A 25021-nucleotide genomic window follows, 5' to 3' on the forward strand; every position below is an offset into this window, starting at 1 on the left:
TACGGGAGCCCCACGTCAGCCGGGGTGGAACGGTTCCCCGTGTGCGCCGGGCAGGTGACGCTCCGGGATTTATTCGGTTGTCCGCTCCGACACGCGTCTGCTGCACTGCACGGGCCCGAGCGAAGGGCCCGACGACCGACTCACCCAGGAGCACTGATCATGCGCGGAACTCTCATGTCCCTCCCGGAAGGAAACGCCCCCCATCTCAAGGACATGACACTTCGTGCACACGCTGAACCTGGGAATCCTGGCGCATGTTGACGCCGGCAAGACAAGCCTGACCGAACGGCTGCTCCACGCCACGCACGTCATCGACGAACTCGGCAGCGTCGACGACGGAAGCACACGGACCGACTCACTGGAACTGGAGCGGCTGCGCGGCATCACCATCAAGGCCGCCGTCGCCTCCTTCGACATCGACGACGTCACGGTCAACCTGATCGACACCCCCGGCCACCCCGACTTCATCGCCGAGGTCGAGCGGGCCCTCCGCGTCCTCGACGGCGCGGTGCTCGTGCTCTCCGCCGTCGAAGGCGTCCAGGCGCAGACCCGCGTCCTGATGCGCACACTCCAGCGGCTGCGCATCCCGACACTCCTCTTCGTCAACAAGATCGACCGCCGCGGCGCCCGCTACGGGAGTCTGCTGCGCGCGATCGGCGAGAAGCTGACGCCGGCCCACATCGCGATCAGCGCCACCGAGGCGCTCGGCACCCCCGGCGCGGTCAGCCGGCCGCGTACCGGCCCCGCCTTCCGCTCCGAGCTGACCGCCCTGCTCGCCGAGCACGACGACGCCCTCCTCGCCGCCTACGTCGACGGCGCCGCCGAGGAACTGCCCGAGGCCCGGCTCCGCGGCGAACTCGCCGCGCAGACCCGCCGCGGGCTCGTGCATCCCGTCCTCTTCGGATCGGCGATCACCGGCGCCGGGACCGACGCCCTGATCGGCGCGCTCACCGAGCTGCTGCCGACCGCGCCCGCGGACGCCGAAGGCCCCGTCTCCGGCACCGTGTTCAAGATCGAGCGCGGCCCCGCCGGGGAGAAGACGGCGTACGTCCGCATGTTCTCCGGCACCGTACGCGTCCGGGACAAGCTGCCCTTCGGCAGCGGCACGCAAGCCGGGAAGGTCACCGGGATCAGCGTGTTCGAGCAGGGTGCGGCCGTGAACCGCGAAGCCGTCTCGGCCGGACAGATCGGCAGGCTGCGCGGGCTCGGGGCGATCCGCGTCGGTGACAGCGTCGGCGCGAAGGCACCGGCGCGGGCCGCCGGCCGCCATTTCGCCCCTCCCACCCTGGAGACGATCGTCGTCGCCCGCCGGCCCGGCGACCGGGGCCCTCTGCACGCCGCCCTCACCCAGCTCGCCGAGCAGGATCCGCTGATCGGCCTGCGCCGGGACGAACTGCGCCAGGAGATCTCGTTGTCGCTCTACGGCGAGGTGCAGAAGGAGGTCGTCCAGGCCACCCTGGCCGACGACTTCGGCATCGACGTCGACTTCCGCGAGATGACGACGATCCATGTGGAACGCCTCGTGGAGACGGGCGCCGCAGCGGAGTTCCTCGACGTCGACCCGAATCCCTTCCTCGCCACGGTCGGTCTGCGGGCCGAACCGGCGCCCGCGGGCTCGGGCGTGGAGTTCAGGCTGGAGGTCGAACTGGGCTCGATGCCGTACGCGTTCATCAAGGCTGTCGAGGAGACGGCCAGGCAGACCCTGCGCCAGGGGCTTTACGGCTGGGAGATCCCGGACTGCGTCCTGACCCTGACGCACTCGGGCTACGCGCCGCGCCAGAGCCATGCCCACGCCGTCTTCGACAAGAGCATGTCCAGCACGGCCGGTGACTTCCGCAACCTCACCCCGCTGGTCCTGATGAGCGCGCTCCGGCAGGCGGGCACCGAGGTCCACGAGCCGACGCACGACTTCCGACTGGAGATCCCCGCGGACGTGTTCGGCGTCGTGCTGCCCGTGCTGACGCGGCTGCGCGCCGTTCCGCGGACGTCGGCCCTCAAGGGCTCCTCGTACGTGATCGAGGGCGAACTGCCCGCCGCGTCCGTGCACGGAGTGGAGCGCCAACTGCCGCGGCTGACCAGCGGCGAGGGCGTGCTGGAGAGCTCTTTCGCCCGCTACCGCCCGCTCCAGGGCCCGCCTCCCCGCCGGCCCCGCTCCGACCACGACCCGCTGGACCGCCGCACGTACCTCCTGCGCGTGGTGCGCCGCACCGGCGCCCGCGACGATCACCGGTGACGGCGTGCCCTGCCCTGCCCTGCCGCGTCCGCGCCGTCCTCCACGGTGCCCGACCGGACACCGCGTCACCCCACCACCGGCCGCGTCAGCCGCCGACCCCGGGCGACGCCTGCGGCACGGCGGGCACCGTCGCGGTCGTGGGACCGCGCACCGCCGCGATCACCGCGTCGTGCAGGTCGCGGCTCGCGGCCTCCGACGGGCACGGCGCCGGACTTCCCGACACCGTGAACCAGTCGGCCGCGCCGGTGTACTGCACGGTCACGGACGCCTCGCCGTCGACCCAGGTGGTGTGCACGGTGAGGTCGCCGGAGACGACACCGACCTCCTCGGTGAGCACGCCGCCGCGGCCCGAGTACACGCCAGGAGTAGTCCAGGATGCCCAGCTCATGCATCCAACGTCACACTGTTCCCGCTTGATCGCTACTGGCGCGGCAGGACTGGTTTCAGCACAGGATGTGGAGCGCTCCCGGCTGCACCCTCGCCGTCACCGGCAGCACCGCGTCGACCTCCCCGTCCGCGCCGTACGGGACCGGGCGGTCCGCCTCGATACGGATCTCCTTGCCCCGCAGGATCTCCACCTGGGGCCGCGCCACGTGCGCCCCGGTCCTCAGCTCGTTCATCATCGTGAAGAACAACCGCTTCGGGGCGTCCTGGACCACCACCACGTCCAGCACGCCGTCGTCCAGCCGAGCACCCGGCGCGATCTCTCTTCCGAAGCCGTAGAAGCCGGAGTTGGCCGCCACCACCGTGTAGCCGCGGCGCTCGTGCACGACTCCGTCGATCGTGATCCGGTACGAGGCGGGCCGCCAGGCCACGACCGCCCGCAGCCCGCCCGCGTAGTACGACGCCGCTCCGCGCAGCAGCCGGGAGGTGTTGGCGTGCCGGTTGGCGACGGCGTCGACCCCGGCGTACACGCTGCCCAGGACGGAGATCCCGGCGTGCACGGCCGATTCGACCTCGATGGTGTCCACGGCCCGGACCTCGCCCCGCAGCAGCACCTCCGCGAGCCGCGGGGCGTCGGTGGGCAGGCCCAGGGCGCGGGCGAAGTCGTTGCCGCGGCCGGCCGGGACCAGGCCGAACACGGTGTCCGTGCCGCTGAGCGCCCCGCCGACGCAGCCCGCCATCCCGTCACCGCCGACGGCGAGGACCACGTGCCCCTGCGCACCTGCCTGCCGGGCGAGCTCCCGGGCGTGGTCGAGGCTGCGGCTGTACAGGGTGTCGAGCCGCGCGCCCGCCTCCCGCAGGAGCCGGGCCAGGGGGAGCAGGGCGGCCGTACCGCTGGAACCGCCTGCGGTCGGGTTGACGACGGCGGTGAACTGTCGCATGGATGGCGCCTCCGGACGGCGGGAACGGGTCAGCGGACGGGGATGAGGACGCCGGGGCTGAGGACTCCGGCCGGGTCGATCTCGGCCTTGACGGCCTGGAGCATGCGGACGCCCACCGGCCCGATCTCCGAGGTGTACCAGTCGCGGTGGTCGGTGCCCACCCCGTGGTGGTGGCTGATGGTGCCGCCCGCCGCCAGGATCGCGTCGTTGGCCGCCCGCTTCGCCCGCTCCCAGTGGGCGACCGGCTCGTCACCCTGTGCGGAGACGACGGTGAAGTAGAGCGAGGCGCCGTTCTCGTACACGTGCGAGATGTGGCACATGACCAGCGGCGGGGTGCCCGCCTCGGTCAGCGTGCCGGTGAGGGCCTGGCGCACCGCCGCGTACAGCCCGGGCACGGCGGACCAGAACGCGGCCGTCTCCAGCGTCTCGGCGAACGCCCCCGCGTCCAGCAGCGCGTCGCGCAGGTACGGGGCGTTGTACCGGCCGTGCTCCCAGCGCTCGCCCGGCTCCTCGCCGGCGAACTCGCCGCCGCAGGCGAGCAGGACCTCCCGAGCCGCCGCCCGCCGCGCCGCGGTGTCCTCCTCGGTGCCCTCGTAGCCGGCGATCGCCATGCAGCCCGCCCCCTGCGGGGCCTCGGCGGTGCCGATGGCGTCCGGCTGGGCCAGGCCGATGAACGTCTCGGTCTCGTCCGAGAGGCGCAGCACGGTGGGCCGCGGCCCGTCCTGCGCGAGCCGGCGCAGCGCGGCCGCTCCCGCCTCGAACGTGGCGAAGCGCCAGCCCTCGTAGACACGCTTCTGAGGCAGGGGCCGGATGCGGACGGTCACCGCGGTGATCACGCCGAACGCGCCCTCGGAGCCGAGGACCAGCTGCCGCAGGTCCGGGCCGGCCGCCGAGCGGGGCGCGCGGCCGGTCTCCAGCGTGCCCTCCGGAGTGGCGAGGGTGAGGCCGAGGACCATCTCGTCGAAGCGGCCGTATCCGGCCGACGCCTGGCCGCTGGAGCGCGCCGCGGCGAAACCGCCGACGGTGGCCCACTCGAACGACTGCGGGAAGTGGCCGAGGGTCCAGCCCCGCTCGTTGAGCAGCGCCTCGCACTGCGGGCCGCGCAGGCCCGGCTGGACGGTGGCGGTGCGGGAGACCTCGTCGAGGGCGACGAGCCCGTCGAGCCGGCGCAGGTCGAGCGCGACGAACGGCCGCTTCGCCTCGGGTGCGAGTCCGCCGACGACGGAGGTGCCGCCGCCGAACGGCACGGCGGACAGACCGTGTTCGGCGCAGGCGCGCAGCACGGCCAGCACCTCGTCGTGGTCGCCCGGCAGCAGGACCGCGGCCGGTGTGTCGCCGGCCTCGCCGGCGCGGATGCGCAGGAGGTCGGGGGTGGACTTGCCCCGGGTGTGCCGGATGCGGCTCTCGGCGTCCTGGCGCACGTACACGTCGCCGCCGACGCAGGCGGCCAGTGCCTCGCGGGTGCCGTCCGGGAGCGGGGAGGCCGGCACCCCGATGGCGTCGAGCGACGCGGGGCCGGTCTCGCGGGGCGTGACGCCGAGCAGATCGCGCAGCAGTCCGATCACCGTGCCGGGCAGCGGGGCCGCCTTGGCCGGGTCGCCCCAGCCGCTCCACAACATGTCCACTTCGGTCTTCCTCACCGTCGGTTTCGCAGGGGTGCACTGCCGCGCGGCCGGCACTGCATTACACTGTGACAGATGACGCCCATTCGTCACAACCATGCGGACGCGGACGCCGTGCTGGACGCCGCACGCGACTGTGTCCTCGCCGTCGGCGTACGCCGCACGACCCTGACCGACGTGGCCCGGCGCGCCGGGGTGTCCCGGATGACGCTGTACCGCCGCTGGCCGGACGTGCGCACGCTCGTCGGCGACCTGATGACCCGTGAGTGGATCGCCCTCGCCGTCGGCGCCATGCCCGACCCCGCGGCGGGCACGCCCGTGCGGGCGCGCATCGTCGACGGGCTCGTGGCGGGGGTCGCCGCGTTCCGTGCGCACCCCCTGTTCCACAAGATCATCGACGTGGACCCGGAGCTGCTGCTGCCCTACGTCATCGACCGCCGCGGAGCCAGCCAGGACGCCCTGCTCGGCCTCATCACGACGGCGCTCGCCGAGGGCCACGAGGACGGATCCGTCCGCCGCGTGCACACCGACCTGCAGGCCCGCTCACTGCTGCTCGTCGTCCAGTCCTTCGTGCTCTCACTGCGCACGATGACCGAGGAGGGCGACCCCGAACTGAGCGACACCGCCTTCCTCGGCGAGCTGCGGACCGTACTGGAGAGGACCCTCGCCCCATGACCCGCCCGAGCAGCCCCGCCCTGCCCGCCTCGTCCCTCAACGCCGCACGGCGGCACAGGGAGCTCGCGGAACTCGCCGACGGCGCCGAGGTCGACGTCCTCGTCGTCGGCCTCGGCGCCACCGGAGCCGGAGCCGCCCTCGACGCCGCCTCGCGCGGCCTCACCGTGGCCGCCGTCGACGCGCACGACCTCGCCTTCGGCACGTCGCGCTGGAGTTCCAAGCTCATCCACGGCGGGCTGCGGTACCTCGCCACCGGTCAGCTCGACGTCGCGCACGAGAGCGCCGTCGAACGCGGCGTCCTCATGGAGCGCACCGCCCCCCACCTGGTCCGCGCCCAGCCCTTCGTCCTGCCGCTCACCCCGCTGGTCGGCCGCGGCCAGGCCGCGCTCGCCTGGGCCGGCTTCCGGGCCGGCGACCTGCTGCGGGCCTCCGCCCGCACCTCACGCGCCACCCTGCCCGCACCGCGCGTCCTGTCGACGGTGGAGACCCGGCACATGGCGCCCGCCCTGCGCGCCACCGGCCTGCGCGGCGGACTGCTGTCCTGGGACGGTCAACTCACCGACGACGCCTGCCTGGTGACCGCGATCGCCCGCACCGCCGCCGCCCACGGCGCCCGTGTCCTCACCCGCGTCCGCGCGCTCGCGCTCACCGGCAGCGGCGCGCTCGTCCGCGACGAGACCACCGGCGAGGACCTGCGCATCCGCGCGCGCACCGTGATCAACGCGGCCGGGGTCTGGGCGGGGGGACTCGTCGACGACATCCGGCTGCGCCCCTCCCGCGGCACCCACCTCGTGCTGCGCTCGGACGACCTGGGCGGCCTCGCCGCCGGCATGCACATCCCGATCCCCGGCGAGACCAACCGCTTCGTCCTCGTCCTGCCGCAGGGCGACGGCCGGGTGTACGTCGGCCTGACCGACGAACCGGTGGAGGGCAGCGTCCCCGACGTGCCCAAGGTGCCCGAGACGGACATCGGCTTCCTCCTCGACGTCCTCGGCTCCGCCCTCGACGTCACCGTCGGCCGCGACGACGTCGTGGGCGCGTTCGCCGGCCTGCGCCCCCTGCTCGACACGGACGGCGGGCCGGGCCGGACCGCCGACATCTCCCGCAAGCACGCGGTCCTCACCTCGCCCGACGGCGTCGTCACCGTCGTCGGCGGCAAACTCACCACGTACCGGCGCATGGCGCAGGACGCCGTCGACGCGGCCGTCCTCGCGCGCGGACTGGCATGCGGCCCCTGCCGCACCACCGCCGTCCCGCTCGTCGGAGCCGACCACCCCCGCGCCCTCGCGCAGCTGGACGCGCCCCGCCGCCTCGTCCGCCGGTACGGCTCCGAGGCGCCGGCCGTCCATGCCCTCGGCCTGGAGGACCCGTCCCTGGCGCGCCCCGTGATCCCCGGCCACCCCGTCACCGGCGCCGAACTCGTCTGGGCGGTCCGCCACGAAGGGGCCCTCGACGCATCCGATCTCCTCGACCGCCGGACCCGCATCGGCCTGGTGACCGACGACCGGCACGCCGCGCAGGACGCCGCCCGCGACGCGCTGGCCCGCAGCTGCTGACCTGTGCCTCCGGGAACACGTGTGGTGGGGCGCCGCAAGGGGCGCCCCACCACGGTCACGCCCCGTCCCCGGGGCCCTGTGCCGCTACGGGAGCCGCGTGAACGGGGCCAGGAAGGCCCGGGCTCCCGGGGTGTCCAGACGGTACGTCACGTTCGTCGCGTAGCACGGCGAGTCGCCCGTGATCGTCGTGGAGACGAGGGTCCACTTCCCTTCCAGCGTGGCGAAGTTCGGTCCGCCCGAATCGCCGTAGCACGCACCGCCGTTGCCCTGCGGCGCGGTCATCGCCAGGCGCACCCAGGCGTCGTTCAGCGCGTCGAAGGTGACCGGGGCCTTCATCCGGACGCCGCCGCCCGGGTGGGTGTGGCCGCCGGGACCGCGGCGGGACTCCTCGGTGCCGTAACCGGCGACGACGAACGGAGTGTCGTTCAGGCCCTGCGGGCCGGCCGCGTCGAGCGCACCGGCCGCTGGCAGCGTGGCCGGAGTGAACGACCAGCGCGCCTTGACCTGGGCGGCGGACAGCTGGACCACCGATATGTCGCGTGTGTCGGAGGCCGGCCCCGGGTACTCCGGGTGGTTGTGGGCAGTGCCCTGGACTCCGACGGCACGCGCCACGGCGGCGGGGTCGCCCGGGTGCTGGGCGGTGGCCCTGTCGAGGCCGGCCTGTACGTCCTGGTCGAGGGAGACGTAGAACTTCACGTTCTCCGGCCAGTCGGTGGTGCAGTGGGCGGCGGTCAGGAACGTGTCCTTGTCGATCATGGTGCCGGAGCAGACCCAGTCGACGCGGTCCGGGGTCGCCGGATCGTCGTCGGCGTCCCAGGTGGCGACCAGCGCACCGACCTCGGTGCGCTCGGGCGCGGGCGTCGCGTTGTACGAGTTGATCGCCGACGACGGCAGGGCCGCGGCGAGCACGACGGCGCAGGCCGCAGCGGTGACGGCCATCGGACGTAGGGGCAGGGCAGTCAAGTCGGACCCTTCGGTGTGGGTGAACGGGGATTCTCCTGTGGGGTGATCGACAGTGAAGCGTGCCCCAGGGCGCCGCGGCAAGAGGCCGGCGTCACCGGAGAACGGCCGCTCCGGACGGCTCCGAGATGCGCTCGGTCACGAGCACTGATTCGCTGAGGACACCCGCTCAATCGGAACACGAGGAGTGATCATGAGCGTTTCGGACGAGTCCCGCGGCCGGATCCGGCAGATGCGGGAGAAGGCGAAGGAACTGAACGCGGCCGCGGAGCGCAGCAGCGATCCCAAGGAGCGTGAGCGGCTGAAGGAGAAGGCCCAGCGGCTGCAGGCCCAGTCGGAGCAGGAGTCCGGCATGAGCACCGGGGACATATACCCCGACGTGTGACGGACAGCGCCGCACGCCGCGGCGAGCCCCGTCGTACGAGGGGCCGGGGCGCCGAGAGCGCCCCGGCTCCTCCGCGCGCCCGTCCGCCCAGCCGTACGGCGCCGTCACCGCCGAAGGCGGGACAGAACGAGCGCGCCCACCCGTGCACCGCCTGCCGGTCAGTCGACCGGCCAGGTGTGGACGGGGGCGTTGAGGTGCATGTAGTCGATGTACTGCCGCGTCATCAGCCGCAGCGCCTCGTGGTGGTCGACCCTGCTGGTCCGGTCGATGTGGTGGAACGTCTCCGCCTGCCACACGGCACCGTTGCGGCCGGTCACGCAGCGCTGCTCGATGATGCCGAGCAGCGGCTCCCGCCACGGCGCGTCCATGCCCGAAGCCTCCAGACCGCGGTGCGCGAGCGGCAGCAGTCTCCGCAACACCAGCTCGGCGACCGGCACTTCACCCATACCCGGCCAGTACAGCCGGGCGTCGATCCCGTGCCGGGCCGCCGTGTGCAGATTGTCCTCCGCGGCCTGGAACGACATCCGCGACCACACCGGCCGCTCCTCGTCCACGAGTGCGCGCGCCAGCCCGTAGTAGAAGGCGCCGTTGGCGAGGATGTCGGCCACCGTCGGCCCCGCGGGCAGCACCCGGTTCTCGATCCGCAGGTGCGGCTTGCCGTGGTCGACGGCGTAGATCGGGCGGTTCCACCGGTAGATCGTGCCGTTGTGCAGGGTCAGCTCGGACAGCTCCGGGATGTCGCCGCCCTCGAGCGTCTCCCGCGGGTCCTCTTCGTCGCACACCGGCAGCAGGGCGGGGAAGTAGCGCACGTTCTCCTCGAAGAGGTCGAAGACGCTGTTGATCCAGCGCTCGCCGAACCACACCCGGGGCCGTACGCCCTGCACCTTGATCTCCTCCGGGCGGGTGTCCGTCGCCTGCTCGAACAGCGGGATGCGGGTCTCGCGCCAGAGCTCCTTGCCGAACAGGAACGGGGAGTTCGCGGCCAGCCCCACCTGCACACCGGCGATGGCCTGCGCCGCGTTCCAGTATGCCGGGAACTCCTCCGGGGCGACCTGCAGGTGGAACTGGGTGCTCGTGCACGCCGCCTCGGGAGTGATCGTGTCCGCGTAGGTGCGCAGCCGGTCGATGCCGTCCACCTCGATGCGCAGATCCTCGCCGCGCGCGGCGAAGACCTGCTCGTTGAGCAGCCGGTAGCGGGGGTTCTCGGACAGGGCCGCCTCGCCGACGTCCTTGCGGCGCAGCGTCGGCAGGATGCCGATCATGGCCAGGTGCGCCCCGACCTCCGAGGCGCGCTCCTCGGCGTGGTTCAGGGCCCCCCGGATCTCCTGCTCCCACGAGTCCGGCCCGCCGGCCGTCAGCCTGCGGGGAGAGATGTTGATCTCCAGATTGAAGCGGCCCAGCTCGCTCGACCACGCCGGATCCGCGATGGCCTCCAGGACGTCGGTGCTGCGCATCGCGGGTTCCCCGGTCTCGTCGACCAGGTTCAGCTCGATCTCCAGACCCACCTGCGGGCGCTCGAACTCGAACTTCGCCGCGCGCAGCATCTGCGCGAACGTGTCCAGACACGCCTGCATCTTGTTCCGGTAGCGGCGGCGGTCCTCACGCGTGAAGACCAGCGCCGGGACGTCACGCCCCATCGGCCCTCCCGGGGTCGTCGGGCACAGACCACCGTCCCAGCGTGACACCTGTGGGCGGCGGCGACCAGTGAGGCGGCCGCCGCCCACGGTGGACATGACGAGGGTGGGACGGAGCGCGACCGGCCGGGGCCGGCCGCGTCAGTCCAGGAAGCCCAGCAGCGCCGCCGTGAGCTCGGCCGGGGCGTCCTCCTGCACCAGGTGCCCCGCTCCCGCGATCGGCTGCAGCCGCGCGCCGGGGATGCGGTCGGCCAGCTCCTTGCCCCTGGTCGCAGGGATCCAGGCGTCGTCCTCGCCCCAGCACACGAGGACCGGGACGTCGACGGAGCCGTAGCGGCGCTCGATCTCGTCGGTCCAGCGCTGATCGGCCTGGGCGATCTGGCGGTAGAAAGCGGCTTGGCCCGCCTCGCCGGTCCACGGCTCGACCAGCCGGTCGAGGGTGGCCGGATGCAGCCCAGGGGAACTGGCGGACGCCACGTACTCGCGGACCAGGGCCCGGTGCAGCGCGGCCGGCAGTCGCTCGAAGACGCCGGCGTGCTCGCCGACCAGGCGGAAGAACGGCGATCCCCAGGGCGCCAGGGCCACCGGGTCGACGAGGGCGAGGCGGCGGAAACGCCTGCCGTGCAGGAGAAGCGCGCGCAGCGCGACCGCGCCGCCGACATCGTGCGCCACGACCTGCGGTTCGTCGACTTCCCAGTGGTCGAGCAGCTCGGTGAGGACCCGCCCCTGGGCGGCGAGCGAGACGTCCTGCCCGCTGAACTTCGCCGACGCGCCGTAGCCCGGCATGTCCCACACGAGGACCTGACGGCCCGCCGCGGCGAGCGCACGCGCCACGGCGCGCCAGACGAAGGACGAGAAGGGCGTGCCGTGCAGCAGCACCACGGGCGGGGCCGCTGGGTCGCCGAGCCGGTCCCAGCGGACCTCGCCCGCGGAGCTGTCGAAGGTCCGGGCCACGTGCCAGTCGGACAAGGGTGCACCTCTTACGGTGTCAGGGGCCAACAGGTCATCGCACCTTACGCCGCGCCGCGCGGCCCGTCAGGTGCGGCGCCGGCCGAGGCTGCCGCGGACGAACGCCGCCTGTCCGGCGTGCTGGAGGTCGTCGGAGATCACACTGACGAGGCGCACGCCCAGCGTGACGGGCGGGTTCCACGAGGTGTCGACGACCCGGTCGAGCGCCGCGTCGGCGAGGGTGCGCACGAAACGCAGGGTCTCCTCGTGGACCGCGTCGTAATAGCCCAGCAGCAGGTCGGCGGAGTCGGGGCGTACGGCGGCGACGTCCTTTGCCGTGTGCCCGTAGCCCGTGGCGGCATCGGGGAACGGCAGGGCGAATCTGCTCGCCCAGTCCTGCGACGTCCACACCTGCTCCCGGTCCGCGGCGTCGGCCACGTGGTCGTCCTGGATGCGCGTCAGGTGCCACACGAGCCAGGCGACGGAGTTGCCCCCCTCGTCCAGGCGGGCGGCCAGGTCCTCGGCCACGAGTCCCTCCACGGCCTCGTGGACCACCTCACGCACGCGCCCGAACGCGTCTGCCAGCAGGTCGGCGGTTCTCATCGTCTGTCTCCTCCGGTCGACTGCCCCTCTGCCCATCGTGGGGCCCGGCCGGACGTCCGACACGTTCCCGCACCGGTGACGATCGAGGTTGACACCTGCCCCGTGACCAGGGCTGGTCCTGGCACGACATCGCGGCGGAGCCGGGCCCGCCCCGGCGCGGTCGCGGAGGCGCCGGCGGATCACGGGGCGACGTACGTGTTCGTACAGCACGCATCTGCCGCACGACGAATAGCGGTTCGGCCATGGAGGGTTGACAAACGGTCAGGAGCCCCGCTGTTGAGGGAAGAGTGTGTCGCGCCTCTCTCAACCACGGGGCCCTTACGGTACTTTGGGCCCATTGCCGTGTCATCTGCGTCACGTCATGGCCAAAACTTGAAACCCTTGAGACGAGTGACGCGTCTGTCTGAATGGCTCCGGCGGGGACATGTCGCCGCCGGGTCACGTTCGGATCCGAAGGTTTTTCGGTGAAGAACATTCACAATGTCACTCTATGTGTTGAGACCATGACGGCTTCGCCACGTACTGTCACATGAGCAGCCCGGCGGGACCGCGCGGGCAGGGGAGGAAGCAGCACATGAAACCGTTCGCGTGGAACTACGCACGCCCCGCCGAACCGGCCCCGGCCCTGGCCGCGTACTCGTACGACTCCGCACTGCAGCTGAACGTCCTGCCCGACGGGCGTCCGGCCATCTCGGACCGGGCCCTGCTCGCCGCCGCCGGGACGACGACGTCCAAGGCGGGCTCCGCGACCCACTTCGACGACTGAGCCGGACTGCGCGCCGTGACGGTGTTGGTGCTGACGTGCGAGCAGGACGTCACCGCGGACCTGGTGGTGGCGGAACTTCACGAACAGGGCGTGCCGCTCGTGCGGTTCGACCCGGGAGACCTGCCCGGTGACGTCGCCCTGTCCGCGGAGTACGTACGGGGGGAGTTCCGCGGCTACCTGTCCACCGGCGGTCGTGTGGCCAGCGTCGACGGACTGCGGTCGGTGTGGGTGCGCAGGCCGGGCGAACCTGCCGCGCACGCGGACGAGCCCTCCGCCTGGCTCTCCGACGAGAGCGGCCACGCGCTGTACGGCATGCTCGACTCCACGGCCGCGCGCTGGATGAACCACCCGAGCGCGGCCGCCAGGGCCCGGCGCAAGCCGTGGCAGATGCGCGTCGCCCACCGGTGCGGCTTCCCGGTGCCCGCGACCCTCGTGACCACCTACCCCTCCATGGCCAAGCGGTTCGCCGAGCAGTACCGGCAGGTGGTGGTGAAGTCCGTCTCCGGCAAGTCACCGGGCGATCCGCCCATGGCGCTGCCCACGACGCTGGTGCCGGCGGACGCCGACTTCTCCGGCGTCGCCGCCGCCCCCACCCTGCTGCAGCGCTACATCCCCAAACGTGCCGACATCCGGCTGACCAGCGTGGGGGAGACGCACTTCGCCGCGCGCAAGGTCGCCGACGCCGGCCAGGTCGACGGCCGGTTCGGCGACACCGGCCACACCTGGGAGCCCGTGGAGGTGCCCCTACAGATCGCCCGGGCCGTCGAGACGTACAAGAAGCACGCGGAACTCGCCTACGGGGCCTTCGACTTCGCGGAGGACGCGGACGGCACCTGGTGGTTCCTGGAATGCAACCAGGGCGGTCAGTTCGGCTTCGTCGAGCTGGAGACCGGGCAGCCGATAGCCCGCGCCGTCGCCTCGTGGCTGGGCGCCGAGCCGGTCTGACGACGGGCGCGGGACCGGCCCCGCTCGCGCGGCCGTCCGGGCCCGCGCCCTTCGGCCGGCGCGCCCTCAGGAGCGGCCCCGCCGCCACTCCGCCACGACCGCGTCCGCGTCGTACGGCTTCAGGCCGAGCGGCGGTCCCGGCGGCGGACGCAACAGCATCGCCCTGATCTTCTCGTTGATCTCGGCGACGACACGGCGCACCGCCGCCTCCGACGGCGCCCGCGAGGCCTTCTCCAGCGCGTCCTCGGCCTCCTTGCGCAGGGCCAGGGAGGGCGGGAGGACGGACAGGCCCTCGCGGTGCATCTTGCGCTTGATCCACCACAGCTCGTCGTAGCCGGCGTCCCCGTCCGGCAGGGGCTTCCCGAAGCCGGGCAGTTCCGTGAACTCCCCGCGCTCGGCGGCGTCGCGGATCTGCTTGTCGACGAAAGACTCGAAACTCACGCCCGGGGGCTTGCGCTCCGTCATGGCACCAGCCTACGGCCCCCGCCCGACCCCACGACAGGCCGCCCGGTCCGCCCGCGGGTGGGCCTTCCGCGTCAGCCGACCCTGAACGGCCTCGTCGCCCCGGTGAACGCCGTGACCTTGCCGAACAGGCTCTTCCAGTCGCCGTGGTGCACGATCCGGTACGTCCCGGCCGCGGTCCCCGCCGGCGGCTTCCAGGTGATCACGGCCTTCGAGGTGCCGGTCACCCCGTTGATCCGCACCCAGCGGTACGTGGTGTCCCAGTCGCCGTCGTCCCGCACGCGGTCCCACTGCCCGTCCACCAGTCGCTGCACCTCCAGGAACGTACCGCCCCGGCGCAGATTGTTCTTGGGGTGCCCGGTCACGAACTCCGCCGTCACCGTGGCCCCCGGCGCGTACCAAGCCGCGGGCTCGCTCAGGACGTCCCCGAACGCCCTGCCCGACGGCGGGTTGTCCATCACCACGCCGGTCTGCAAGGTGATCTGTCGGTCCGACAGGTCGGGCGGCGTCGGTCCGCGCCCGGTGTCCGTGCCGTCCCTCAGCGACGCCGCGAGCCTGCTGAACTCCTGCTGGTAGGCGGGCAGCGTGTAGCGGCCGTAGAGCGTCGAACCCCCCTCATACTGCTGGAGGTCGTACTCCTCCGGCGTCGTCACGTACTGGCTGTAGGCGTTGGCGTAGCCCTGCATCAGGACGTTCTCCACCGGTACGCCGAGTTCCTCGGCGACCGACCGGCGGATGCGCAGCCCGGACACGATCGTGTACTCCGCCGGTCCGGCCACCAGGTAGAGCTGCCCGATCTTGACGATTTGGACGGGCAGGACCTTCGGAGTTGCCGGTACCGCCGCGGAGATCAGACCCGTGGGCACCAGGTCGGCCTTCGGGTACTGGCAGCCCACCAGCCACTCGGGCGGGTCGATGCGGAACGGCTCCAGCAGCTTGGCGACGGGACTGTTCATGCCCTCGGTGAACCCGGGGATCGCGGGGCCGTCCTCCACACTTCCCGCCAGGGTCGAGGCGCCGACCATCGCCGGGCAGGTGCGGTGCTCCCTGCCGTCCGGGGTGTACCTGCCGGAGACGGTCACCTCCTCCATGTCCACGTACCGCATCCGCGCGTCCACGCTGCCGGTCAGCGGGGTGCGGGCGGCGCCGTATATCTGCCGCGCCCGGGTGAACTGGCGGTCGCCGATGATCCGGGTGTTCTCGAACTCGTCCTCCGTCGGACCCGAGCCGGGTTTCAGATGCAGATTCGGCGACATGTCACCGGCATTGGTGTTGGGGAACGCGGCGACGAACCCCTTCGCCTCCTCCAGGTAACGCACGCCCTTCTCGTCGTGCTCCCACTCGTAGGACGCGTAGCCCTTGTTGTCCGGGCTGAGCAGGGTGTTCTTGTTGGTCAGCGAGGTGTTGTGGGTGGCGAACCAGCTGATCGCGCCGATGTCGCCGCCGCCCTGCCGGAACCGCAGCACCGTCATCGCCGGGTCGATCGCGCCGGGGAACGCCGCCCTGTCGAACGCGGGATTCCTGTCGAACGCCACCTTGGAGCGGTTGACGCTCGCGTTCGTCAGCTCACCCCGGCCGAGCGTGATCGACCCCGGTCGCAGGTCCTCGTGGGCCTCGGCCACCGACTCGACGATGCCGTCCACGATCGCCTGGTACGTGTCCTTCTGGAAGCCGAGCGACGCCAGGTTGTACGCGACGTGGTGGGAGTGCCCGCCGGAACCGGCGTGGGTGTGCGTGGCCGACAACAGCACATTGCGCTCGGTGTAGAGGGAGCCGTACCGCTGCTTCAGGCGCGCGAGCACCCCTTGATGCACCGACTGGAAGATCATGCCGAGATCGGCGTTGACGTAGACGATCCGGCTGCCGCTCGCCGGGTCGGCGACGACGAACGCCCGTGAGCGCTGCCGCTGATGGATCCCGGTCGCCTTCTGCTCGAAGCTGGAGTAGCCCATCATGCCCACTTCGGCGGCCTCGCCGGTCACATCGGCGATCCCGCGGCCGACGAGGTAGTCGCCGCCTTTCTGGGCCGTCCTGTCCGGCCCCGGGGCCGCACCGGCGGGCACCGCACCCGGCACCGCCGCCAGGGTCAGGGCGCCGAGAGATCCGGCGAGCAGCAGGGACACCGCCCTGGAGCGCGTCGTGGGGAACCGCATGCCTACTCCCTCGCAGATGGACACCGGGTGCGTTTGATCACGTGTGTGACCGACGGTAAGGGGCGCGGCGGCCCGGGGACAGGACCCGACCGGCCAGTAACGGGACTTCGGCGGCCACGGACCCTGTCCCCGGGCCGCCGCGGTCCCTACAGTGACGGCCCGGAGGTGCGACCGCATGAAGCGTCAGGCTGCGCAGGCCCCGCCCCTGACCGACCCGCGGTACGGATCGGCGACGATCACGCCGCACCTGCTGCGCTACCTCACCCTCGTCGCCGCCGAACGCGGCCACGACCTCGGCCCGGCCCTGCGCCGCGCCGGCCTCAGCGAGGCCGCCCTGAGCGCCGTCGGCCAGCGCGTCTCCTACCGGCAGGGCAGCTCGGTCATACGCGAGGCCATGCGCGACCTCGACGACCCCGCTCTGGGCCTCGCCGTCGGCCGCCGCCAGCGCGCCACCGCCTGGGGCCTCGTCGGTCTCGGGCTGCAAGCCGGCCCCACCCTCCACGACGCCCTCGAACTGGGCGTCCGCCACCACGGCGTCACCGGGTCCATGCTCGACTACCGCACGCAGACCGTGCCCGAGGGCGCCGCGATCCTGGCCACGGCCCGCTACACGGACTCCGAACTGCGGGCGTTCCTGCTGGAGGAGGCCTTCGCCAGCATCGTCGCCCTCGTCCGGGACTGTCTGGGCGAGACCTTCGCCCCGCACACCGTCGCCGTACGCCACCCCCGCCCGCCGTACGGCGACGCGTACGAGGACTACTTCCGCTGCCCCGTCGTCTTCGACGCCCCCGACGACCGGATCGTCTTCGGAGGCGACTGGCTGCGCACGCCGCTGCCGGGTGCCGACGCCTACACCCTCGCCCAGGTGCTCGCCCTCCTCGACGCGGCCCGTGCGCAGGGCCGCGACCGCCAGGACCTGGTGCAGGGCCTCGAGGTCTCCGTGGCCCGCGGCCTGCCCCATGTGCCGCCGCTCGCGCGGCAGGCGCTCGCCCGGGGGATGAGCGAGCGGACCCTGCGGCGCCGCCTCGCCGAGCACGGCACGTCGTACGAGGCGCTGGTCGACTCCGTACGCCTCGTCCGCGCCGAGGAGCTGATCATGGGGAGCGACCTCCCGCTGCACAACATCGCGGGCCTGCTCGGCTTCAGCGACGCCCGGACGCTGCGCCGCGCGGTGGCACGCTGGTTCGGCACCAGCCCCTCCGCGCTGCGCGGCGCCCGCTCCCCGCAGCGCAGGCCCTGACGGCCCCGGCCGGCGCACCGCGAAAGATCTCGCGTGAGCGCGGCATGCGCACTCCCCGTGACTTTTCGTCGCATACCGTATGAAACGCCTCCGAGTCAGGAGACGGAGCACACCGCGGAGAACAGCAGCGAGCGTGGGGAGCGGGCGACCATGAGCACAGGCGGAGGCAGCGCGGACCACGAGGGACCGGACCCGCGGCACCTGCGCCCGCCGGGTGTCGGCGACACGACGGTGGAGGCACTCGGGGCCCTGTCGAAGGCGCTGGAGACCACGGAACGGGCCCGGGGCCACCTCTACGCGTTCCACCAGCTGACCGGCCGGGCGGACCTCGGCCTCGACGACGCCGTACGGCTGCTCCGCGAAGCCGGGCACCACCGCGAGGCCGACCTGGTCGAGCGGGAGATCCTGGGCCGCAACGTGATCCCCGGCCACTGGACGTACCAGATCGTCGAGGCGTACAACGCCACGTACTACCGCCCCTTCGCCGAGGTCGAACTTCAGGTGCGCAACCGGCTCGCGGAGGGCCGCGACCATCTGTACGAGGCGGAGATGAAGGAACGCCGCAGGACTCCTCATCACCCCGACCACACCGCACTGCCCGACTGACCACGCCGGTGTGCCGGTCCCGGGCGGACCCGCGTGCGTGGCGGCATCCGACCTGGGTACCCGGGGTTGTGCCCACGAAATGGACGGGCCACGACCTGGAAAGGCGGTGAGGATCCGTGAGCCAGACCTATCGGACCAGGGCCGAAGAGCCGATAGGCGCACTGGTCTCCGACGCGTCCCAGCAGATCTCGCAGCTGGTGCGCGCGGAGATGCGTCTCGCACAGGCGGAGATGACACAGAAGGGCAAGCGTCTCGGGAGGGGCGGCGGGCTGTTCGGCGGCGCCGGACTCGTCGCCGTGCTCGGCCTGCAGGCCCTGGTCGCGGCAGCGATCATCGCGCTTGCGCTCGTGCTGCCCTGGTGGGCGTCCGCGCTGATCGTGGCCGCCGTCCTCTTCCTCGTCGCAGCGGTCCTCGCGGCCGTGGGCAGGAAGAACATCAAGCAGGCGACTCCGCCGGCACCGCGGCAGACGATGGACAGCTTGCGGGCCGACATGGAGGAGATCAAGGGAAGGGCACACCGATGAGCGGCACACGCGCCTCCCACGACGGGGGCAGGCCGGGGCTGCAGGAACTGCGGGCCCAGGTGGAACACTCCCGCGAGGAACTCGGCCGGACCGTGGAGGAACTGGCCGCCAGGACGGACGTGAAGGCTCGGGCCCGCAGATCCGCGACCGAGGCGAAGCAGCACATGGCTGCGAAGACCGGGCACGCCAAGGAACAGGTCGCCGCCACCGTCGGAACGCCGCGTGGCAAGGCGGCGTCGCTCGCCGCCGGCGCGGCCGCGGTTCTGGTGCTGCTGATGCTGGCGCGGCGGAGGTGGCATCGGTGATGTCGCGCCTGGCCCACCGCCGACGCGGCCACGCGCATCCGCCTCCCACCGCCGCACCGCGCGGCGGCGCGGACCCCGCGGCCGCGGCAGCCCGGCGCGACCAGCCCGACCGGCCCGCCGACGACGGCACGCGCCCCGGCGCCGAGCGGACGCAGGAGACCGGTCCGAGCACTCCCGACAAGCCCACCCAGCTGCCGAAGCGCTCCTGGGGGCAGGTGCTGCGCCGGACGCTGAAGGAGTTCAAGGACGACGAACTCGCGGACCGCGCGGCGGCACTGACCTATTACGGGGTGCTCGCCCTCTTCCCGGCCCTTCTCGTTCTCGTCTCCCTGCTCGGGATCGCCGGAGCGAGCGCCACGCGGACGGTCCTGGACAACCTGCAGCAGCTCGCTCCGGGTGCGGCCCGCGACGTGATCACCAACGCGGTCACACAACTGCAGGGCAGCGGCGGCACCGGGTCGGTCCTGGCCGTCGTCGGTCTGCTGGGAGCCCTCTGGTCCGCCTCCGGTTACGTGGCCGCCTTCATCCGCTCATCCAACGCGGTCTACGACATGCCCGAGGGCCGCCCGGCCTGGAAGATCCTTCCTGTGCGCCTGGGGGTGACGGTCACACTGATGATCCTGGCGTGCGTGAGCGCGCTGATCGTGATCCTCAGCGGAGGCATCGCCCGCCAGGTGGGGGCGGCGTTCGGGATCGATGACACCGCCATGACGGTGTGGTCGATCGCGAAATGGCCGGTCCTGGTCGTGCTGGTCTCCCTGATGATCGCCCTGCTGTACTGGGCCGCGCCGAACGCGCGGGGCCGCGGCTTCTCCTGGGTCACCCCCGGCAGCTTCCTCGCCGTGATGATCTGGCTGCTCGCCTCCGCGGGCTTCGCCTTCTACGTCGCCAACTTCGGCTCCTACAACAAGACCTACGGCACCGTCGCCGGCGTGATCGTCTTCCTGGTGTGGCTGTGGATCACCAACCTCGCGATTCTGCTGGGCCTGGAGTTCGACGCGGAGATGAGCAGGCAACGGGCCATCGCGGGCGGCCATCCGCCCGCCGACGAGCCGTACGTCGAGCCGCGCGACACCCGCAAGTGGAGCGACGAGGACCGACGGCGCGCGACCTGACCGGCCCTGTGCCGCGTACGGCCGCCCGTGCCCGCGCCGGTACGCACCCAGCGACGGAGACTGCCATGAGCACCCACCAGGAAGAACACCCCGCCCCGGTCGCCATCGTGACGGGCGCCGACTCCGGCATCGGCCGTGCCACCGCCGTCCGTCTCGCCACGGCCGGCATGGACATCGGCATCACCTTCCACACCGACCGCGAAGGCGGCGAGTCGACCGCGGACGAGGTGCGCGCACACGGCCGCAAGGCGGCCGTGGCCCGGATGGACCTGACCCGACTGCCCGGCGCCGCAGGGGTGGTGGACGACCTGGCCGACGAACTCGGCCGTGTGGACGTCCTCGTCAACAATGCCGGAACGGGAACCGCCACCCCCTTCCTGGAACTCGACCTGGAAACCGTGCGCCAGGTCGTCGACGTCGACCTCCTCGGACCGTTCCTGTGCGGTCAGCGCGCCGCACGCCGGATGATCGCACAGGGCGACGGCGGCCGGATCGTGAACGTCACCTCCGTCCACGAGCACCAGCCGCGCGTCGGAGCCGCGCCCTACTGCGCCGCCAAGGGCGGACTCGGCCTGCTGACACAGGTCATGGCGCTCGAACTCGCCGAGCACGGCATCACGGTGAACGCCGTGGCCCCCGGCGAGATCGCGACCCCCATGACCGGCCAGGAGGACACGGACGTGCGGCGGGTCGAGCGGCCGGGCATCCCCCTGCGCCGCCCGGGCGACGCCCGCGAGGTGGCGGCGGTCATCGCGTTCCTGGCCGGCCCGGATGCGTCCTACGTCACCGGTGCGTCGTGGTCGGTCGACGGCGGGATGCTGCGCATGGGCCCGATGGCCGGCTCCCACCTGCGCGAGGACGACTGGCGGCGCCCCTGAACCCGTCCGGCACGAGGCCGTGTGCGCCGCGCCCGGAGCGTCAGGTGTCCCGCACCTCGTCGGAGGCGTTGCGCACCGGCGTGTGCTCGACACGGGAACCCGGCGCCGCCCGGTTGTCGGCGGCGGGGCTGTGCGCGGGGCGCGCCGGCAGCGGCTCCTCGTCGTCCGCCCCCTCTCCCGCGGCCGGCAGGCGCAGGGCGAGCAGGGCGACGTCGTCGCCGCTCGGCTCGATACGGTCGAGCAACTCGTCGCAGAAGTCCTCCACATCGAGGCGAGCGAGCGCGGAGGCGTGCCGCCGCAGCAGCGCGAGCCCGGTGTCGATGGGCCGCGAGCGGCTCTCGACCAGCCCGTCGGTGTAGAGCAACAGGGTGGACAGCGGCGGGAGCTCCACGCGCGCGTCGGGCCAGCCGAGGCCGAGGTGCAGTGCGGAACTCATCCCCAGCAGCGGCCCGTGGCCCTCCTCGAGGAAACGGGCCCGGCCGTCGGCGGTCACCAGCAACGGCGGCGGATGCCCCGCGTTGACCCAGTGCATCCGCCACGGCCCGCCCGACGACCCCTCGATGCGGGCGAAGATCGCCGTGGCCATCGGGGCGTCACTGGTGTGGGTCATGGCCTCGTCCAGCCGGCGCATGATGAGGCTGGGCGGCTCCTGCCGGTCCCAGGCCAGGGCGCGCAGCATGTTGCGGACCTCTGCCATGTGCGCGGCCGCCTTGAGGTCGTGCCCGGCGACGTCGCCGATGACCATCGTGGTCACGCCGTCGGCGAGGAGGAACGAGTCGTACCAGTCGCCGCCGATCTCCGCGGCGCTCTGCGCCGGCCAGTAGCGGGCCGCCATCCGCAGGCGGTTGATCTGCGGCAGCGGGGTGAGCAGTTGACGCTGCATGGTCTCGGCGACATGGCGCTGCTGGTCGAACAGGAGGGCGTTGTCCATGACCAGCCCAGCCCTGCGGCCGACGTCGGCCAGCACCAGCAGATCCGCTTCCGTGTACGCCGGTGAGCCGGCGGTCCGGGCGACGGTGAGCGCACCGTAGATCTTGCGGCGCGAGTACAGCGGCACGACGGCGGCCGAGTGGCCGCCGAGGCGGTGGAACAGTTCGCGGTGGGCGCGCCCGAAGGCGGAGTCCGGTTCGGCGCTCAGATCGTCGGCGTCGAGGAGAACGTGCTCCGCGTGGCGCAGGACCCGCGACAGCACCCCGGCCGACGTCTGCGGCAGCGGCGGCAGGGGGCCCTCCAGGGAGCGCGCGCTCTCGGGGGCGTGCCGGCTGTGGACGGCGAGGCGCCGCGCCACCTGTGTGTCCTCGCCGGTGAGCAGGTCGGCCGCGGCCCAGTCGCCGAGTTCGGGCACGATCAGTCGTACGAGCCGGTGCAGCATCTCGTCGAAGTCCAGCGTGGAGATGAGCACGGTCGAGATGCCTGCCACGGTGCTCAGCCGGCCTGTCAGCTCCTCCAGCGCGGCCAGATGCGCCGCGGTCCGTTCGGCCGCCTCCCGGTGGAGGGTGAAGTCGTGGAAGACGATCACGGCACCATCCACCCGGTCCTCCTGCATCAGGGCGGTCGCCGCCCAGATGATCGGTGTCACCGTGCCGTCCGCGCGGAGGTAGTGGGCGTCGCTCCCCTCGGCCGGCCGGCCGTCGGCCAGCACGTCGAGGATCCGGCACGTCTCACGGGGGGTCGGCCTGCCGTCGGCGTCGCGGTGGAGCAGGTCGTGCAGGTCGCGCCCGACCGTCTCCTCCTCGGAGCGCCCCACGATCCGCTCCGCCCAGGGGTTGGCCGCCGTGATGCGGCCCTCGGCGTCCGTGACGTAGATCCCCGCACCCAGGGCGTCGAACACCGCCTTGAGGAACGAGGGCGCCGGAAGCCGGTCCGGGCTGTTCATCGCCCTGCCGGTGCCGTCGGCGGGTGTGAATTGCACGCGTCACCGCTTTCGGTGCGGCTTGCAGGCTGACGTCTCCATGCTTCACCGGAGCACCTCGTTGTGCACGTCCAGTACCCGCGGACGGACCCGCGCTCCGCTCAGCGCGCCCATACGGGCGCGCGCCGGTGGTGCCCGCCGGTGTGCGGGCACGGACCGGCCGTGCCGTCCTGAGCCAGCGCCTCCAGACCGCTGTGGCGCAGGTGTGCGGCCAGCGCCTGTGCCGACCGTCCGACGGCCTCTTCGAGATGGCGCGCCTGGTCCAGGGTGTCGGCCGCGGCCGCCAGGGCACGGGCCAGCCGGTGGACGGCGGCGGCCGGCGGGCGTGATCCGTAGGCCAGGTGGACCGCGTACGCGGTGGTCGCGTCCACGATGCGTTCCGTGGTCGTGAGCAGTGGCTGCCAGTCGCAGCCGGGGACCCCGCGCGGCAGGAGTTCGGCGGACGCGGTGCCGGCGGCGGAGCGGGCCTCGGCCAGCGCCGTGTACGCGGCGCGCCGCAGCACCGGACGCTGCCCGGCGGGCTGCCCGGGGACGGTGGCCAGTACATGGCGCAGGTACCGCTCGGTGCGGCGCACCGCCGCGGCGGTGCGGTGGCGTACGCGCCGGCGGGGATCTCCCAGGCGGGGCAGATGGCCGACCAGCAGCACGATGCCGCAGGCGATGGAGGTGTCGAGCAGCCGCAGCCCGGCGACCTCGGTGTCCCCGCCGACGTGCACGAACGACAGGACGAGCACGGTCACGACCGACGTCTGGAAGGCGAAGTGCCGGGTGGCCACGGGCAGGAGGGCGCCGGCGAACCCCGCGGTGGCCACGGGCCACCACACTCCGGCGAAGACGGACGAGGCGGCGCCGAACGCCGCCACCCCGGCTGCCGTCCCGGCGAAACGGTTCACCGTACGGGAGAACAGCGGGCCGAGATCGGGCTTGACCAGGAACGCGGCGGTCGCGGGCAGCCAGTACCAGTGATCGGCGCGCAGGGCGAGGGCCACGGCGGCGCTCGCGGTGACGCACAGGGCCACCCGCAGTCCGTAGTCCTGCCCGGCGGGGCCGAGCACACGGCGCCGGTAACCGTGCCCCGGCCGTACCGGCGTGCGGGCGGTCCCTGTCGGCGTGCGGGCAGGACGCCCGGACGCCGGCACGGCGCCCGCGACGGCCACGGCCGTGTCCAGGAGCGCCTGGTGGAACGCCGCACACGCCGGGGTGACCGAGGCGGGCGCGGGCAGGACGCCCGGCCGGCCGCCCGTGCGCACGGCCCGCGCCAGCCGCCGGGGGCCTTCGCAGATCCGCACGGGCAGCGGCCGGCGCTCCCACAGCAGGGCCACGGCGGCCTCGCAGAGCGCGGTGGCCGCGGCGAACCCTTCGAGAAGCGCGGCCCCGTCGCGGCGGCGCCCCACACGCAGCCGCCGCAGCAGGAGCACCTCCTCGTCGGCACGGTCGAGCGCGGCGGTCAGCTGCCGCCGCGCCGCCTCCGCCCCCGGGCGCCCCACTTCGGCGAGCGCGTCGGCCAGCGCGTCGAACACGGTTGCCACCGCCTCGCGCTCGCCGCTCAGCGGCCCGGCGGCCGAGCGACCGCGCGACGACAGCAGGAGACGCAGCAACAGCAGCCAGCCCGCGCCGCCGAGGAAGCACAGGGCCTTGGCCCACGGCGTCCCCGGCAAAGGCATGCCAAGACCGACGATCGCGGCGACCAGCATCTGCATCCCCGCGGCCGAACTGACGGGGCCGGCCGCGCTGACCGCGCCCGAGACCAGCGAGACCGCGCACACCACGGGCACGGCCCACCAGCCGGAACCGAGCGGTGCGAGCCCCGAGCCGAGGAGCATCCCGAACGCCCCGGCCAGCGCGGGCAGACCGATGTGGACCACGCCCCTGCGTCGCGTTCCCGGGCGGTCGTTGACCCCGGCGAGCATCGCGCCGAGGGCGGCGGGGACGGCCAGGTGCGCACGTCCCGTGGCGAGACCCGCGGCGAGCAGCGGTCCGCAGGCGATCGCGCCGCGCACGACGGCGGCCCACGGTATGGGCAGCCGCTGCCGCTGGAAGAGATGGGCGAGCCAGGGAGGAGCGTCGAGCAGCATGGGCCTCGTTCGAAGGTGCGGGAGGGGGCCCGTGGGGCGGCGTCGGCCGACGGTGTGTTGTCCCGAGCGTAGACCCGGCGCCGCGCAGGGCGGCTACGG

Annotated in this window: 23 protein-coding genes; 12 read left to right on the top strand and 11 right to left on the bottom strand. The window is 73.0% G+C overall.

Translation table 11 applies throughout. The features are described from left to right. Positions 1-223 precede the first annotated feature (223 nt). The gene (locus tag QFZ82_RS36005) at positions 224-2233 is read left to right on the top strand and encodes a translation factor GTPase family protein (RefSeq protein WP_307717124.1); all 2010 of its coding nucleotides are present in this window, start codon (positions 224-226) and stop codon (positions 2231-2233) included. 85 nt (positions 2234-2318) lie between these two features. Here the strand turns inward: QFZ82_RS36005 and QFZ82_RS36010 are convergent, their stop codons facing one another. From QFZ82_RS36010 to QFZ82_RS36020, 3 genes are read right to left on the bottom strand one after another with little or no spacing between them, the layout of a single operon-like run. Further along, positions 2319-2621 (bottom strand): hypothetical protein, encoded by a 303-nt coding sequence (locus QFZ82_RS36010; protein ID WP_307717125.1) that lies wholly within the window; start codon positions 2619-2621, stop codon positions 2319-2321. 55 nt (positions 2622-2676) lie between these two features. Then, entirely contained in the window at positions 2677-3558 is an 882-nt protein-coding gene (locus tag QFZ82_RS36015; protein WP_307717126.1) for a diacylglycerol kinase family protein, read from the bottom strand. A 29-nt stretch (positions 3559-3587) separates the two neighbouring features. Further along, entirely contained in the window at positions 3588-5183 is a 1596-nt protein-coding gene (locus tag QFZ82_RS36020; RefSeq protein WP_307717127.1) for an FAD-binding oxidoreductase, read from the bottom strand. A gap of 72 nt (positions 5184-5255) precedes the next feature. Here QFZ82_RS36020 and QFZ82_RS36025 point away from each other — a divergent pair, with 72 nt between their 5' ends. Further along, positions 5256-5855: a TetR/AcrR family transcriptional regulator gene (locus tag QFZ82_RS36025; RefSeq protein WP_307717128.1), complete on the top strand. Its 600-nt coding sequence runs from the start codon at positions 5256-5258 to the stop codon at positions 5853-5855. Next, positions 5852-7411 (top strand): glycerol-3-phosphate dehydrogenase/oxidase, encoded by a 1560-nt coding sequence (locus QFZ82_RS36030; RefSeq protein ID WP_307717129.1) that lies wholly within the window; start codon positions 5852-5854, stop codon positions 7409-7411. The genes QFZ82_RS36025 and QFZ82_RS36030 overlap by 4 nt, the downstream gene beginning before the upstream one ends. Before the next feature lie 84 nt (positions 7412-7495). On the opposite strand, the gene QFZ82_RS36035 is transcribed toward QFZ82_RS36030, so the two are convergent. Beyond that, positions 7496-8350, bottom strand: a complete 855-nt coding sequence (locus tag QFZ82_RS36035; RefSeq protein WP_307717130.1) for a trypsin-like serine protease — start codon at positions 8348-8350, stop codon at positions 7496-7498. A gap of 214 nt (positions 8351-8564) precedes the next feature. Here QFZ82_RS36035 and QFZ82_RS36040 point away from each other — a divergent pair, with 214 nt between their 5' ends. Further along, on the top strand, positions 8565-8756 hold the full coding sequence (locus tag QFZ82_RS36040) for a DUF6381 family protein (RefSeq protein WP_177148022.1): 192 nt from the start codon (positions 8565-8567) through the stop codon (positions 8754-8756). Positions 8757-8914: 158 nt separating this feature from the next. Here QFZ82_RS36040 and QFZ82_RS36045 read toward each other — a convergent pair whose 3' ends face one another. From QFZ82_RS36045 to QFZ82_RS36055, 3 genes are all read right to left on the bottom strand, one after another. After that, entirely contained in the window at positions 8915-10393 is a 1479-nt protein-coding gene (locus tag QFZ82_RS36045) for a glutamate-cysteine ligase family protein (RefSeq protein WP_307717131.1), read from the bottom strand. A 138-nt stretch (positions 10394-10531) separates the two neighbouring features. Further along, the gene (locus QFZ82_RS36050; RefSeq protein ID WP_307717132.1) at positions 10532-11359 is read right to left on the bottom strand and encodes an alpha/beta fold hydrolase; all 828 of its coding nucleotides are present in this window, start codon (positions 11357-11359) and stop codon (positions 10532-10534) included. A gap of 66 nt (positions 11360-11425) precedes the next feature. Further along, on the bottom strand, positions 11426-11941 hold the full coding sequence (locus QFZ82_RS36055) for a DUF664 domain-containing protein (protein WP_307717133.1): 516 nt from the start codon (positions 11939-11941) through the stop codon (positions 11426-11428). A 574-nt stretch (positions 11942-12515) separates the two neighbouring features. Between QFZ82_RS36055 and tgmA the strand changes: the two genes are divergently transcribed. Both tgmA and tgmB read left to right on the top strand, forming a co-directional pair. After that, entirely contained in the window at positions 12516-12707 is a 192-nt protein-coding gene (gene tgmA, locus QFZ82_RS36060) for a putative ATP-grasp-modified RiPP (protein WP_177148025.1), read from the top strand. Positions 12708-12722: 15 nt separating this feature from the next. Beyond that, positions 12723-13652 (top strand): ATP-grasp ribosomal peptide maturase, encoded by a 930-nt coding sequence (tgmB, locus tag QFZ82_RS36065; protein WP_307717134.1) that lies wholly within the window; start codon positions 12723-12725, stop codon positions 13650-13652. Between the two features lie 66 nt (positions 13653-13718). Here the strand turns inward: tgmB and QFZ82_RS36070 are convergent, their stop codons facing one another. Both QFZ82_RS36070 and QFZ82_RS36075 read right to left on the bottom strand, forming a co-directional pair. Next, positions 13719-14117 carry a DUF1992 domain-containing protein gene (locus QFZ82_RS36070; RefSeq protein ID WP_177148027.1) on the bottom strand — a complete coding sequence of 133 codons (399 nt, stop codon included), beginning with the start codon at positions 14115-14117 and terminating at the stop codon, positions 13719-13721. Between the two features lie 71 nt (positions 14118-14188). Next, a complete protein-coding gene (locus tag QFZ82_RS36075) occupies positions 14189-16267 on the bottom strand; it encodes a neutral/alkaline ceramidase (RefSeq protein ID WP_307717135.1) in 2079 nt (692 codons plus the stop codon). A gap of 175 nt (positions 16268-16442) precedes the next feature. Between QFZ82_RS36075 and QFZ82_RS36080 the strand changes: the two genes are divergently transcribed. The 6 genes from QFZ82_RS36080 (at position 16443) to QFZ82_RS36105 (ending at position 20935) form a co-directional block, all read left to right on the top strand. Then, positions 16443-17507, top strand: a complete 1065-nt coding sequence (locus tag QFZ82_RS36080) for an AraC family transcriptional regulator (RefSeq protein WP_307717136.1) — start codon at positions 16443-16445, stop codon at positions 17505-17507. Positions 17508-17657: 150 nt separating this feature from the next. Next, entirely contained in the window at positions 17658-18113 is a 456-nt protein-coding gene (locus QFZ82_RS36085; RefSeq protein WP_307717137.1) for a hypothetical protein, read from the top strand. A gap of 116 nt (positions 18114-18229) precedes the next feature. Then, the gene (locus QFZ82_RS36090; RefSeq protein ID WP_307717138.1) at positions 18230-18637 is read left to right on the top strand and encodes a phage holin family protein; all 408 of its coding nucleotides are present in this window, start codon (positions 18230-18232) and stop codon (positions 18635-18637) included. Beyond that, a complete protein-coding gene (locus tag QFZ82_RS36095; protein WP_307717139.1) occupies positions 18634-18942 on the top strand; it encodes a DUF3618 domain-containing protein in 309 nt (102 codons plus the stop codon). The genes QFZ82_RS36090 and QFZ82_RS36095 overlap by 4 nt, the downstream gene beginning before the upstream one ends. Next, on the top strand, positions 18942-20057 hold the full coding sequence (locus QFZ82_RS36100) for a YihY/virulence factor BrkB family protein (protein WP_307717949.1): 1116 nt from the start codon (positions 18942-18944) through the stop codon (positions 20055-20057). Before QFZ82_RS36095 ends, QFZ82_RS36100 begins: the two co-directional genes overlap by 1 nt. A gap of 65 nt (positions 20058-20122) precedes the next feature. Continuing rightward, positions 20123-20935 (top strand): SDR family oxidoreductase, encoded by an 813-nt coding sequence (locus QFZ82_RS36105; protein WP_307717140.1) that lies wholly within the window; start codon positions 20123-20125, stop codon positions 20933-20935. 40 nt (positions 20936-20975) lie between these two features. Here the strand turns inward: QFZ82_RS36105 and QFZ82_RS36110 are convergent, their stop codons facing one another. Continuing rightward, positions 20976-22811 (bottom strand): SpoIIE family protein phosphatase, encoded by a 1836-nt coding sequence (locus tag QFZ82_RS36110; protein ID WP_307717950.1) that lies wholly within the window; start codon positions 22809-22811, stop codon positions 20976-20978. A 137-nt stretch (positions 22812-22948) separates the two neighbouring features. After that, complete coding sequence (locus QFZ82_RS36115; RefSeq protein ID WP_307717141.1) at positions 22949-24922, bottom strand: FUSC family protein; 1974 nt, start codon at positions 24920-24922, stop codon at positions 22949-22951. Between the last annotated feature and the right edge of the window lie 99 nt (positions 24923-25021).

It is taken from the genome of Streptomyces sp. V4I23 (genome assembly GCF_030817975.1).
Lineage (GTDB): Bacteria > Actinomycetota > Actinomycetes > Streptomycetales > Streptomycetaceae > Streptomyces.

What these genes read in the sequence shown, in the direction of transcription:
- QFZ82_RS36015 (WP_307717126.1), bottom strand. Translation starts at nt 3,558, where the DNA reads ATGCGACAGTTCACCGCCGTCGTCAACCCGACCGCAGGCGGTTCCAGC.
- QFZ82_RS36040 (WP_177148022.1), top strand. Translation starts at nt 8,565, where the DNA reads ATGAGCGTTTCGGACGAGTCCCGCGGCCGGATCCGGCAGATGCGGGAG.
- QFZ82_RS36030 (WP_307717129.1), top strand. Translation starts at nt 5,852, where the DNA reads ATGACCCGCCCGAGCAGCCCCGCCCTGCCCGCCTCGTCCCTCAACGCC.
- QFZ82_RS36110 (WP_307717950.1), bottom strand. Translation starts at nt 22,811, where the DNA reads ATGAACAGCCCGGACCGGCTTCCGGCGCCCTCGTTCCTCAAGGCGGTG.
- QFZ82_RS36010 (WP_307717125.1), bottom strand. Translation starts at nt 2,621, where the DNA reads ATGAGCTGGGCATCCTGGACTACTCCTGGCGTGTACTCGGGCCGCGGC.
- tgmA (WP_177148025.1), top strand. Translation starts at nt 12,516, where the DNA reads ATGAAACCGTTCGCGTGGAACTACGCACGCCCCGCCGAACCGGCCCCG.
- QFZ82_RS36070 (WP_177148027.1), bottom strand. Translation starts at nt 14,117, where the DNA reads ATGACGGAGCGCAAGCCCCCGGGCGTGAGTTTCGAGTCTTTCGTCGAC.
- QFZ82_RS36115 (WP_307717141.1), bottom strand. Translation starts at nt 24,922, where the DNA reads ATGCTGCTCGACGCTCCTCCCTGGCTCGCCCATCTCTTCCAGCGGCAG.
- QFZ82_RS36080 (WP_307717136.1), top strand. Translation starts at nt 16,443, where the DNA reads ATGAAGCGTCAGGCTGCGCAGGCCCCGCCCCTGACCGACCCGCGGTAC.
- QFZ82_RS36045 (WP_307717131.1), bottom strand. Translation starts at nt 10,393, where the DNA reads ATGGGGCGTGACGTCCCGGCGCTGGTCTTCACGCGTGAGGACCGCCGC.
- QFZ82_RS36100 (WP_307717949.1), top strand. Translation starts at nt 18,942, where the DNA reads ATGTCGCGCCTGGCCCACCGCCGACGCGGCCACGCGCATCCGCCTCCC.
- QFZ82_RS36075 (WP_307717135.1), bottom strand. Translation starts at nt 16,267, where the DNA reads ATGCGGTTCCCCACGACGCGCTCCAGGGCGGTGTCCCTGCTGCTCGCC.
- QFZ82_RS36035 (WP_307717130.1), bottom strand. Translation starts at nt 8,350, where the DNA reads ATGGCCGTCACCGCTGCGGCCTGCGCCGTCGTGCTCGCCGCGGCCCTG.
- QFZ82_RS36085 (WP_307717137.1), top strand. Translation starts at nt 17,658, where the DNA reads ATGAGCACAGGCGGAGGCAGCGCGGACCACGAGGGACCGGACCCGCGG.
- QFZ82_RS36095 (WP_307717139.1), top strand. Translation starts at nt 18,634, where the DNA reads ATGAGCGGCACACGCGCCTCCCACGACGGGGGCAGGCCGGGGCTGCAG.
- QFZ82_RS36055 (WP_307717133.1), bottom strand. Translation starts at nt 11,941, where the DNA reads ATGAGAACCGCCGACCTGCTGGCAGACGCGTTCGGGCGCGTGCGTGAG.
- QFZ82_RS36025 (WP_307717128.1), top strand. Translation starts at nt 5,256, where the DNA reads ATGACGCCCATTCGTCACAACCATGCGGACGCGGACGCCGTGCTGGAC.
- QFZ82_RS36105 (WP_307717140.1), top strand. Translation starts at nt 20,123, where the DNA reads ATGAGCACCCACCAGGAAGAACACCCCGCCCCGGTCGCCATCGTGACG.